This window comes from Arthrobacter sp. RCC_34, assembly GCF_041360795.1.
Classification (GTDB): Bacteria; Actinomycetota; Actinomycetes; order Actinomycetales; family Micrococcaceae; genus Arthrobacter_E.
Genome location: NZ_JBFUPW010000004.1, coordinates 126,983 through 139,111, shown reverse-complemented (window position 1 = coordinate 139,111; position 12,129 = coordinate 126,983). Strand labels below are relative to the sequence as shown.

Genomic DNA, 12,129 nt, shown 5'->3' with positions numbered 1-12,129 from the left:
GGGACCTCCCGACTAGTGAGTGGGGTCAGCCCTCGAATCGTGACGCGATGCCGGAGATCTTTTTCAAAGAGATTCCGGGAGCTCCGGCGAAGCCGCTCCGGGAGGCCTCCTCCTCGGTCACGGCGACCGGCATCAGGGCGCCATCCCGCAGGGTTTCCAAGGCCGTGCGGCACTCCTGGAGGCGGCGGAGCGAGTCCTCGTCGTCGCGACCGGCGACGGCCACGGTGCCGGAGATGTGGGCTGCGCAGAATCCCGGGCCGAGTGCCTGGCTCACCGCGTCCCCGAGTTCGGCGAGCACGGTCCAGCTCAGTGGAGCGGCCGCGCAGTTGTAGCGCAGGGCGAACGAGGTCACCAGCACCGGTCCGGAATCCGCGGCCAGCATTTCGCCGACGGTGTGCCGGAAGTGGGACGGGGTGTAGAGGCCGGTGGCGACGTCGAGGCAGCCGAGCTCCGCGGTGTCGTGACTGGTCTCAGCCCAGGCGTCGATGGCGCAGGCCGTGGCGTCCAGATCGAGCTCCTGGCCCATGGACGTGTACAGCGCCTTCAGATCCAGGAGTACTTCGCGTGCGCCGACGCCGGCCCAGGCCCGGGCGACACCCAGGCTGGCGCTGGATTCGGAGGACAGCCGTGCATCCGACAGCAGCTGCTGGGCGATCGACTCCACCGGAGCCAAGTCCCAGTCCCCGGTATGTCGCCAGCCGGCGCCGAGGCTGGCAGCGCGCCAGGTCTCCACCAACTCGCGCCAGGACAGGTGGTCCTGGTTCTCCATACCCGGCGTCGGGTGCATGATGGCGCCCCCCTTCCCGTCCAGTGCTGATTCGTGCATGTCTAACGTAAAATTGAGTGTGCACAGCTGACACATCGTGACGCGACTTCCCTCATTCGTGTGACGTGTCACAATTTAAAAAAGTCGGAGAATCCGGCGTCACGATCTGCACTCCAACACTACTTCTCTTCTATGGGGAGCGTTTCGGAGGGGAACGCGGTGCAACGGAGGGGGTATGGCGTGTCAGACGACACCCAGATGAGTGACGGGGATCTGTGTCTCCGGGTCCGCGAAGGGGACCAAGAAGCTTTCGGCGTGCTCTATGAGCGTCACGCCCCCCTGGCGCTCTCCATCGCCCGCCAGTCCGTCGACAACTACGCCGACGCGGAAGACGTCGTCGCCGATTCCTTCCATGCCGTGCTGGACAAGCTGCGGTCGGGCGACGGACCGGACACCTTCTTCCGAGCCTACCTTCTTCAGGTGGTGCGCCGGACAGCCTATGCCCGCAACCGCAGCGCAGGACGGGCCATCCCCACGGCGGATGAGCAGCAGCTGGACCGCCTGGAGACCCCCGACGACCCCACGCTGATGGAGTTCGAGAGCCAGGCGGCGGCCACCGCGTTCCGGGCGCTCCCCGAGCGCTGGCAGGAGGTCATCTGGTACCTCGACGTCGAGGGTCAGAAGCCCGCCGCGGTCGCGCCGATCATGGGCCTGGCCCCCAATGCCGTGTCCGCCCTGGGCGTTCGCGCCCGGGACGCGCTGCGCCGTGAATACCTTCAGGCCCACGTGACGGGTGACGTTCCGGAGGAGTGCAAGCCGTACCGCGACAAGCTGGGCGGCTACGTCCGGGGCAGCCTGCCCCGCGGCGCTGAACGCAAGGTGCGGGACCACCTGGAAACGTGTGCGAAGTGCACCGCCATCATGGTGGAGCTCGGTGACGTGCGCGCCACCATCAAGGCCGTGCTCCTGCCGCTGATCATCGGTGTCGGACCCGCCGCCTGGTGGCTCACCTCCGCGGGTCAGACCGCGGTCCTGGGGTCGCTCGCCGGCACCACCGGCCTGGGCGCCGGCGTGCTCGGTGGCGCCGCGGCAGCGGGCGCCGGCGGGGGAGCCGCCGGAGGCGGGGCAGGCGCGAGCGGCGGAGCGGCCGGCGGCGGTGCTGCCGGTGGAGCCGCCGGCGGTGCGCTGGCCGGCGCAGGAGCGCTCGGCATCGGCGCGGCGGTCGCGGGCATCGCGGTCGTCGCCGTCGGCCTCGTGATGGCGCCGTCGGTCCTGGCCGCCTGGCAGTCCCCGGCGACGCAGCAGTCCGCGCCGCACAGTCAGGCTGCCGCGCCGAATGCGGCGCAGGCGCCGTCGTCGCAGACTCCGGTGAAGCCGCCCGTGGCCAAGAAGCCGACCGCGGCACAGACCGCAGAAGCGCAGCCCGACGTCCCGGCTCAGAATCCCGCACCCGGCCCGTCGGACCTGCCACAGCTGGTCACGCCGCTGCTTCCGGCTCCTCCCGCGCTCACGCCCACCCCGGCGCCGTCCACGACGGGCAGCACGTCGGCGGCGCCGAGCAAGAGCGCAGCGCCGAGCAGCTCCGCCACGCCGGCTCCGACGCGCACGGGCACCCCGACGCCTACAGGGACGGGCAGCCCGACAACCCCGGGTCCGACCAGTTCAACGTCCTCGACCGAGACTGCGTCGCCGCATCCATCGACATCAACGTCGTCGACTGAAACTGCGTCGCCAGATCCATCGACATCGACCTCCTCGACGGACCCGGTGTCGCCGGAGCCTTCGAGTTCGACGTCGTCCCTCCCTTCCCCGGACCCGACGATCGACCCGTGCCTGGTGTTCCCCTGGCTCTGCTCGGTCATCGGCACCTTCTGAGCCGTTCCGCGTTCCGGGCCTCGTTCCTCCGCCCCGCGGTGCCCTGTCGGGCCGTCTGAGCCCGCCGGATCCACCCCGGCGACCACGATGTTTCGTCCGATGACGGCAGTCGCGTCACGATTCACCGTTGCGGTGCTCTTCATACATGTCGGGGGTCACGGTCTGGTCGTGGCCCTCGATGCAGGTCTCGTTCTGCTCCTGGACCGGGACTTCCGTGCGCTGAGCTGATGCGGCTCGGTGTCCGGGATGCGGGTGCCGGCGTTCCCTAAGATCGCCGCCTGTGCGGCATAGCCGGCACCCGCACTTCCTCCTCCGCGGGCCCGGATCCTCGCGGCACTCCGCCGGTGCCAGACTCACCGTCGTCCCACTTCTGTGTGCACTTTGCCGCGCCCTGCGACCGCCGCCGTCGTCCCGTCGGTCGTCCGGGGGCTCTCGGGTGAGACGAGGAAACCGACTCCGCGACCGACCGTCCGGGACGGCCTCCCGTGACATCCGCGGCGCCGCGCCGAAAGCGCATTAAGTGGGCGGAACCCGCGAATCGTGTCGCGGAAATCACTTAAATTTCCGACATTCTTTTATGTGACTTGCACGACACGAAAATTTGTGGTGAAAGTCCGCATTTTTTCCGTCACGAATCCGTAAGACCCCTCACTAGGACCTATGAACAGGCGAAAGGGGCGGCCGCCCTCGGCTCGGTAGAGCACTGAAGCCAGAGGGAAGGACGGACGTGAACTGGATCTTGCGTGCACTGCGCCGCGTCCCCTCACTAGGACGCCGTGCTCCGCATCCGGGCTCTGATCGAGCGGGTGCCGGAGACGGGCTGCCGAAGTACATGACCTTCGACTGCCGGGACGGAATGCATGAAGCCTGCCTGGTCTGCCGCTGCACGTGTCACAGGGAACCTCCGACCGAGGAGATCTTCCCGGCTGAAGCCGCGCCGGAAATCCAGCCGGAACCCGTGATGCCCCCGTCGCCCGACGCTGTACCCGCCCTAAGGAGAGTCTGATGTTAGTGCCGTTTCGGCCTGGAAATCCACCAGCCGGGAGAAGACGCCCACTGATCGTGCACGTCACACTGCTGTGTGCGCTGATCGCCGGCGCCGTGATGGGAGGAGCCGCACCCGCGCAGGCTCTCGCCACCCCGGCGCCACGTTCCGTGCCCGCAGCACCCGCCGCTTCCGTCATCCAGTGCACCGCCGGGGTCGTGTACGGCGTCTCGGCGAACGGCCAGCTTCAGCAGGTCACCGCCGGCACGGTGACCGCGATCGGCTCCCGCGCCAGCGGCGTCTCCAGCTTCAACGGCCTCGGCATCGGCACGGGCGGTTCCCCCGTCCTGGCGTACGAGCGCACGAACGGCGGCCGCACGGCCACCATGTTCTCCTTCGACCCGGTCAGCCTCGCCTGGAGCAACACGGGCGACGCCTACAACACCGCGAACGACGGCTACAACGGCCAGCTCGTGGCCGGCGCCGTGGACCTCAAGACGGGCTCTTACTACTTCGGCGGCTTCTCCAGCAATGGCGCCCAGTACTACCTGTGGCGGTACAACCCGGGCACTTCGCCTCGCTTCACCTTCATGGGCACGCTGGACACGTCGACCAACGCGGCCTCCGCTTCCAACGGTGACATGGCGTTCGACGCCGCCGGCAACCTTTTCGTGGTGCGCGGCGTCGGCAGCACCACCACGGTGTTCTCCGTGACCGCGGCCAACCTTGCGGCCGGCACGGGTGGCACCATCCCGTCGTCGACGTCGAACTCCTTCACCACGAACGCGAACGTCAACGGCGTGGCCTTCGACGCGTCGGGCAAGGCCTACCTCGGCACCGGCAACACGGTGACCTCCTACGACATGCCGAACTGGACCAACGCCACGGTCGTGGCATCCTCGACCTCCGGCTACTCCGGCACCGACCTCGCGTCCTGTTCCTCCCCGGCGACCATCACGCTGGAGAAGGACGTGCAGGGCCGTGTGAATGACACCGACCAGTTCGCCCTGAGCCTGACCCAGGGCTCCACCACCCTGGGCACCGCGACCACCACGGGCACGGCCACGGGTGTCCAGTCCCAGCGAGTGGGCCCGCTGCCCGCCGTCCGCGGCACCACCGTGAACTTCGCAGAGACCGGAGCCGGCGGCACGAACCTCTCCGGCTACACCAGCAACTACCAGTGCACCGTCGACGGCCAGCCCATGACCCCCGCGGTCTCCGGCACCGGAACCTCCGGCTCCGTCACCATCCCGGTCACCGGACAGGAGATCCTGTGCCGGATCGTCAACTCGCCGCGCTCCGCCGCGGTGACGGTCAACAAGACCTGGGTGGTGGACGGCAAGAGCTACGCCGACGGCCAGCAGCCCGCCGGGATCTCCGCGACGCCGTCGCTCACCCCTGGCGGCACCGGCACCGGTTCCGTGACCTGGGGCCAGCGCCGCACCGGCTACACGATCGGCCAGAGCGTCGGCGTCGGCGAGTCCACGGTCATCGACCCGAACGCGTTCCCCGGCTGCACCCTCAGCTCCGCCACCATCTCCGGACCGGGTGTCAACGGCACCCAGGCCATCGGGCAGCCCACCACCGTGAAGCTCCCGGGCACGGAGAACGTCTACCAGGTGACCAACACCGTCACCTGCCAGACCCTGACCGTGATCAAGAACGTCCAGAACACGCACGGCGGAACTCGCAGCGCCACCGACTGGAACGGTCACCTCAAGGCGACCCAGGGCCAGAACGTGCTGAGCTACAACACCGGCCAGAAGCGCTATGTGGCCACCGGCTCCTATGTCATCTCCGAGGACCTCCTGGCGGGCTACGCGCAGGCCGGCATCACGTGCCAGGGCGGCACGCTCGCGGCCGACGGCAAGACGGTCTCCGTCGCGGCCGGCGCGAACGTCACCTGCACCATCACCAACCAGGACCAGGCCGGTTCCGTCACCTGGAAGAAGGCCGATGAATCCGGTCGTGCCCTCGCCGGTTCCGTCTGGACCCTGACCGGTCCGGGCGGCGCCACCCAGGAGATCACCGACTGCGTCGCCGCCTCCGCGGCGTCCTGCACCGGGGCCGACAAGGACCCGGCCGCAGGCGCGTTCAACCTGGCCGGACTCAACATGGGCGACTACACGCTCGTGGAGAAGTCCGCACCGGCCGGCTACGTCCTGGACACGACCCCGCACCGCTTCACGCTGACGTCCGACCGCAAGGACTTCGCGTTCACGACGGCGTTCAAGAACGTGCAGCGTGCGGCCGTGACGCTGCCGCTCACGGGCGGCACCGGATCGGACCTCTTCACCCTCGGCGGGCTCGCCGTGCTGCTGGGAGCCGGCGTCACCGCCGTCGTCCTGCACCGTCGCCGGGCAACCAAGTCATGATCTTCCACCACCTTCGACACCTCATCCCCGCATCTCCGGCGAACGACGCCGGTGACCTCCGAAAGGAAAACAACACCATGGGCCACTCCACGTTTGGTCTGGGACGGCGCTTCGCCGCACTGGCCGGCGCCGTAGCGCTCGCACTGGTCGGCGGCGCCGCCGCAGCCCAGGCGGACACCCCGGCGCCCTCCGCAGGCAACATCAACGAGTCCACGCCGACGTCGCTGACGATCCACAAGTACGACGGCACGCCCGGCGCGGCCGGTGACGGCACCCAGAAGACCGACACCTCGCAGCTCGGCAACGCCCTGGCCGGCGTGACCTTCAAGATCACCCCGGTGACCTCGAAGAACGGCCAGGCTCTGGACCTGCACACGCAGGCCGGCTGGGACCTTCTGCAGGGCGTCAAGGCCTCCGACGTGACGGCGGCGAACGGCTACGCGTTCGGCACCCCGGTCAGCGTGACCACCGGCGCCGACGGCTCCGTGACTCAGTCCCTGCCGCAGGCCGTGTACCTGGTCACCGAAACGGACCCGGGCACCAATAACGTCATCTCCCCGGCCCAGCCGTTCCTGGTGACTCTGCCCCTGCCGCAGAGCAACGGCAACTGGCTCTACGACGTGCACGTGTACCCGAAGAACAAGATCAACACCACCACCCCCACCAAGGAGGTGGCCGATCCGGTCGCTCCGGTCCTGGGCTCCCAGGTCACCTGGACCATCAACGCCCCGGTGCCGGCCCTGGCCGCCGGTGACACCTACAAGTCCTTCGTCATCACCGACCAGCTGGACTCCCGCCTGAGCTACACCTCCGCCACCGTGGACGGCTTCACCGCGGGCACCGATTACACCGTCACCGAGTCCAACGGCCTCGTCACCATCACCTTCACCCCGGCCGGCGTGGCCAAGCTCTCCTCGGGCCAGACCGTCGTCGCCAAGGTGACCACCAAGGTCACCTCCCTGGGCGACAACGGCGTCATCACCAACACCGCGACCGTTAACACCAACGGCTCCAAGGTCGACACCAACAAGCCGAGCACCAACTGGGGCCCGCTGCAGATCCTCAAGTACGCCCAGCAGGACGAGAGCAAGACCCTCTCCGGCGCGCACTTCGAGATCTACACCGCCAAGGACGCCGCCCAGCCCGTGGGCACCCTCGTGACCGACGCCAACGGCAAGGCCTCCATCAGCCTCTGGGTCGGCAACAACGACGTCACCAGCAAGACCTACTGGGTCAAGGAGACCCAGGCTCCGGCCGGTTACACCCTGCCCCAGGATCCGTGGACCCAGGTCACGGTCAAGGCCAACGGTGACACCGCCCCGGTCGTGCTGAAGATCGCCAACACGCAGCAGCCCGCCGTGACCCTGCCGTTCACCGGCGCCGAGGGCCAGCTCCTGCTGACCGTCACCGGCATCGCCCTGGTCCTGCTCGCCGTCGGCGCCGCGCTGGTCATCAGCCGCCGTCGCGCAGCACAGCGCTGAGACCGGTGACCACCACCAACGGGTGAGTTCATGAACACTCCCAGCACAGCGCCGGCCCCGGGCACCGCCCGGGGCCGGCGCGCTGCCCGCCCCGCCCGCACCTGGCGTCTCCCGGTGGCCGCCGTGGTGGTCGCCGTCATCGCCCTGGCCGGGATGGCGGTGCTCCTGTACCCCACCGCGGCCTCCTGGTTCTCCCAGCTCGAGCAGTCCCGTGTGATCGCCAACAGCGCGACGTCCGTGGACGCCGACCGCGGCCGCGAGAACGAACAGCTCCGCCTCGCCCACGCCTACAACAAGGCCCTCGCCTCCGGCGCCGTCCTCGACGCCAACCAGCGCCTGCCCACCGGCGAAGGCAAGAGCAGCGACAGCTCCCTGAACTACGACTCGATCCTCAAAGACTCCGCCACCGGGGTCATGGCACGCCTCATGGTCCCCTCCATCGGGGTGGACCTGCCCATCTACCACGGGACCTCGGACGAGACCCTGCTCAAGGGTCTCGGCCATCTGGAAGGCACCTCCCTGCCCGTGGGCGGTTCCGGCACGCACTCCGTCATCACCGGTCACCGCGGCCTGGCGAACGCCACCATGTTCACCGATCTGGACCGGGTCAAGGAGGGCGACATGTTCAGCCTTTCGGTCGCCGGTGAAGTGATCAGCTACCGGGTGATCAACACCCAGGTGGTGGACCCGGATCAGACCAAACCGCTGCAGGCGGTCCCGGGCAAGGACCTGGTCACGCTGGTGACCTGCACCCCGCTCGGCATCAACTCCCAGCGCATCCTCGTCACCGGTGAACGGGTCACCCCGACCCCTCCCGCGGACCTCGAAGCCGCCGCCGCCCTTCCGACCATCCCGGGCTTCCCGTGGTGGGCCGTGATCCTCGTCGGCGGACTGCTGCTCGCTCTCGTGTACGTCTGGCGCAGCGGTTACGCGCCCCGCGTCAAGGCCGTGCAGACCGCTTCCTGAACGGTCCGCACGGCGGCCGACGGTTCCCCTGAGGGGTGGCTTGCGGCTAAGATCACATGCTCAGCAGCCAGCCGATCTGGCTCTCAGTATCCAGCGACGTGTACTGGCCATCCCCTGCCCCGAGGAAGCGCCCATGCCGTTGAACAGCCCCTTGCCCTCCGCCGTCCCGAACCCGGCCGATCCCAGTGAGGAACTGGCCCCGGAGCTGCGCGCCGACGTGCGTCGGGTCTCCACGCTCCTGGGGCAGTCCCTGGTGCGCCAGCACGGGCCCGAGCTCCTCAAGCTGGTCGAGCAGGTGCGCCTGCTGACCAAGGAGTCCAAGGAAGCCGCCCGCGGCGTCGGTGACGCCACCGGTCCGTGGAGCGCCGACGACGTCGCGCAGCAGGTCCGCGAACTGCTCTCCTCCCTGCCGCTCGAGGAGGCCACTCGCCTGGTCCGCGCCTTCGCCTTCTACTTCCACCTGGTGAATGCGGCCGAGCAGGTGCACCGCGTCCGCGTCTTGCGCTCCCGGGCCGAGAAGGACGGCTGGCTCGCGCGGGCCGTCACCGAGATCGCCGAACACGCCGGCACCGAGGCCCTCCAGGACCTCGTCAACGAACTCGACGTCCGCCCGGTGTTCACCGCCCACCCCACGGAGGCCTCGCGCCGCTCCGTGCTGGACAAGCTCCGCGCCCTCTCCGATGTCCTGTCCGAGCCCACCGAGGACGGCACCGCGGCGCGCAGCCGCCAGGACCGCCGACTGGCCGAGATCATCGACCAGATGTGGCAGACCGACGAGCTGCGTCAGGTCCGCCCCACCCCGATCGACGAGGCCCGCAACGCCATCTACTACCTCGGCAACATCCTCACGGGCGCCATGCCGGAGGTCATGACCGAACTCGGCGACCTCCTGGCCGAGCACGGCGTCACGCTGCCCGCCGAGAAGGCGCCCATCCGCTTCGGGTCCTGGATCGGCGGTGACCGGGACGGCAACCCCAATGTGACCGCCGAGGTCACCCGGGAGATCCTCCAGCTCCAGAACCAGAACGCGGTCCGGATCGCCATCTCGCTGCTGGACGAGCTGATCTCCGTCCTCTCCAACTCCACGGCCCTGGCCGGCTCCAGCGAGGCGCTTCAGGAATCGCTCCGGGAGGACCTGGCGAAGCTGCCGGGCCTCGACAAGCGCGTCCTCGAGCTGAACGCCCAGGAGCCCTACCGTCTCAAGCTGACCTGCATCAAGGCGCGCCTGCTCAACACGGGCCGCCGGATCGCCAGCGGCGGCCCCCACGAGCCGGGCCGCGACTACGTCAGCACCGAGGCGGTCCTGGCGGATCTGCGCCTCGTGGAGGACTCCTTGCGCGAGCACTCCGCGTCCCTGGCCGCCGACGGCGCCTTGGCCCGGGTGCAGCGAGCGGTCGCCTCGATCGGGCTCCAGCTCGCCACGCTGGACATCCGCGAGCACGCCGACCACCACCACGACGCCGTCGGGCAGCTGTTCGACCGGATCGGCGAGCTGAGCGGCCCTTACGCCGAGCTCTCCCGCGAAGAGCGCTGGGAGGTGCTGCGGGCCGAGCTGGCCTCGCACCGCCCGCTGTCGGGCCACCCGATCGTGCTGGACGGCGCCGCGGACAACACGTACAACGTGTTCCGGGTCATCCGCCAGGCGCTCAAGGCGTACGGCCCGGACGTGATCGAGACGTACATCATCTCAATGACGCGCGGCGCGGACGACGTCCTGGCTCCCGCGGTCCTGGCCCGCGAGGCGGGACTCGTCCAGCTGCACGGCGAGACCCGGTACGCCAAGATCGGCTTCGCGCCGCTCCTGGAGACCGTGGACGAGCTGCGGGCCTCGGAGCAGATCGTGGACCAGCTGCTCTCCGATCCCTCCTACCGCGAACTCGTGCGGCTGCGCGGAGACGTGCAGGAGATCATGCTCGGCTACTCGGATTCCAACAAGGAGTCCGGTGTGATGACCAGCCAGTGGGAGATCCACAAGACGCAGCGCAAGCTCCGCGATGTGGCACTCAAGCACGGCGTGCGTCTGCGCCTCTTCCACGGCCGCGGCGGTTCCGTGGGCCGCGGCGGCGGGCCCACCTACGACGCCATCCTCGCCCAGCCGAACGGCGTCCTGGAAGGCGAGATCAAGTTCACCGAGCAGGGCGAGGTCATCAGCGACAAGTACTCGCTGCCCGAGCTGGCCCGGGAGAACCTGGAACTCTCGCTGGCCGCCGTCATGCAGGGCTCGGCACTGCACCGTGCGCCGCGCACCACGGAGGAGGAGCGTGAACGGTACGGCCAGGTCATGGACGTCATCTCCGACGCCGCCTTCGCCCGCTACCGCTCGCTGATCGACGACCCCGATCTGCCCGCGTACTTCCTCGCCTCCACCCCGGTGGAGCAGCTGGGTCAGCTCAACATCGGATCCCGGCCGTCCAAGCGTCCGGATTCCGGGGCCGGTCTGGGTGGTCTGCGGGCCATCCCGTGGGTGTTCGGCTGGACCCAGTCCAGGCAGATCGTGCCCGGCTGGTTCGGCGTGGGCTCGGGCCTGAAGGCGGCCCGGGAAGCCGGTCTGGAGCACGAGCTCCAGGAGATGGCGGAGCGCTGGAACTTCTTCGCCTCGGTGCTGTCCAACGTCGAGATGACCCTGGCCAAGACGGACATGGACATCGCGAGCCACTACGTCGGAACCCTGGTGCCGGAGGAACTGCACCGCCTGTTCGACGCGATCCGTGCCGAGCACGCGCTGACGGTGGAGGAGGTGGAGCGCCTGACGGGGGAGACGGAGCTCCTCGAGGCCCAGCCCACGCTGCAGCGGTCCCTGCGCGTCCGCGATCAGTACCTGGACCCGATCAGCTACCTCCAGGTGGAACTGCTGCGCCGTGTCCGGGAGGAGGCGGGCTCCGGGGAGTCGGAGATCGCTGAGACCCTGCAGCGCGCGATGCTCATCACCATCAACGGCGTGGCCGCCGGCCTGCGCAACACGGGCTGAGGCTCACGGCGCTGGAGTCCTACAGCGCCAAGCGGCGCGGGGTGGCGCGGGGACCGGGAGACCGGGCCCCGCGCCGTCGTCGTGTCCGGGCCAGGTCAGGGAGAGCGACGACGACGGCGGGTGACCACGAGCCCCAGCACGGCGCCCACGAGCACACCCACCGCCAGGCCCAGCAGCGAGCTGACCCAGAACGGCAGGCGGGTGGTCTGCCCGGTGACGTAGCCGAGCCCGACGGTCCACGTCGCCCACAGCATGCTGCCCAGCAGCGAGCACGCGACGAACGTGCGGGTGGGGATGTCCGCGATTCCGGAGCCCGCGGACAGGACCAGTCGGCCGCCCGGCAGGAACCGCAGGCCGATGATCACGCCGTAGGTGGGGGTCCGCCCGGCGCGTTCCAGCGCGCGGCGGATGCCTGCATGGATTTTCGATGTGAGGCTCCACCGGTCCATGAGGTGCGCCAGCCGCCGTTTGAACAGCAGGAACACCGCGAGTTCACCCAGGAAGGACCCGAGCGCGGCGAGGGCCAGCGCCAGGGGGAGCGAGCAGTGCCCCTCGGCCGCGAGAGCGCCCGCCGCCACCACGAGAGCCTCGGACGGGAGAGGCGGGAAGACGGTGTCCGCCATCACCAGGGGGACGATCCACCAGTAGAGCGCGGTGCTCCACGTGGTGGGATCGGAGAAGTCCATGGCAACAAGGTACGTCACCGGGGCCCG

At 69.3% G+C, this 12,129-nt stretch carries 7 protein-coding genes; 5 read left to right on the top strand and 2 right to left on the bottom strand.

The window, feature by feature from the left end:
- Positions 1-25: 25 nt before the first annotated feature.
- A complete protein-coding gene (locus tag AB6732_RS14970; RefSeq protein WP_370960696.1) occupies positions 26-826 on the bottom strand; it encodes a hypothetical protein in 801 nt (266 codons plus the stop codon).
- Positions 827-1,006: 180 nt separating this feature from the next.
- On the opposite strand from AB6732_RS14970, the gene AB6732_RS14965 reads away from it, so the two are divergent.
- From AB6732_RS14965 to ppc, 5 genes are all read left to right on the top strand, one after another.
- Positions 1,007-2,641, top strand: coding sequence for a sigma-70 family RNA polymerase sigma factor (locus AB6732_RS14965; RefSeq protein WP_370960695.1), 1,635 nt, complete (start codon positions 1,007-1,009; stop codon positions 2,639-2,641).
- Between the two features lie 1,062 nt (positions 2,642-3,703).
- Complete coding sequence (locus AB6732_RS14960) at positions 3,704-6,001, top strand: SpaA isopeptide-forming pilin-related protein (RefSeq protein ID WP_370960694.1); 2,298 nt, start codon at positions 3,704-3,706, stop codon at positions 5,999-6,001.
- Between the two features lie 77 nt (positions 6,002-6,078).
- Positions 6,079-7,482, top strand: coding sequence for a SpaH/EbpB family LPXTG-anchored major pilin (locus AB6732_RS14955; protein WP_370960693.1), 1,404 nt, complete (start codon positions 6,079-6,081; stop codon positions 7,480-7,482).
- 30 nt (positions 7,483-7,512) lie between these two features.
- On the top strand, positions 7,513-8,448 hold the full coding sequence (locus AB6732_RS14950) for a class C sortase (protein ID WP_074784648.1): 936 nt from the start codon (positions 7,513-7,515) through the stop codon (positions 8,446-8,448).
- 133 nt (positions 8,449-8,581) lie between these two features.
- Positions 8,582-11,416, top strand: coding sequence for a phosphoenolpyruvate carboxylase (gene ppc / locus AB6732_RS14945; RefSeq protein ID WP_370960692.1), 2,835 nt, complete (start codon positions 8,582-8,584; stop codon positions 11,414-11,416).
- Between the two features lie 95 nt (positions 11,417-11,511).
- Here the strand turns inward: ppc and AB6732_RS14940 are convergent, their stop codons facing one another.
- Positions 11,512-12,102, bottom strand: a complete 591-nt coding sequence (locus AB6732_RS14940) for a DedA family protein (RefSeq protein ID WP_370960691.1) — start codon at positions 12,100-12,102, stop codon at positions 11,512-11,514.
- Positions 12,103-12,129 lie beyond the last annotated feature (27 nt).

Coding starts and splice junctions, on each gene's coding strand:
- AB6732_RS14970 (WP_370960696.1), bottom strand. CDS start 826: ATGCACGAATCAGCACTGGACGGGAAGGGGGGCGCCATCATGCACCCG.
- AB6732_RS14955 (WP_370960693.1), top strand. CDS start 6,079: ATGGGCCACTCCACGTTTGGTCTGGGACGGCGCTTCGCCGCACTGGCC.
- AB6732_RS14950 (WP_074784648.1), top strand. CDS start 7,513: ATGAACACTCCCAGCACAGCGCCGGCCCCGGGCACCGCCCGGGGCCGG.
- ppc (WP_370960692.1), top strand. CDS start 8,582: ATGCCGTTGAACAGCCCCTTGCCCTCCGCCGTCCCGAACCCGGCCGAT.
- AB6732_RS14940 (WP_370960691.1), bottom strand. CDS start 12,102: ATGGACTTCTCCGATCCCACCACGTGGAGCACCGCGCTCTACTGGTGG.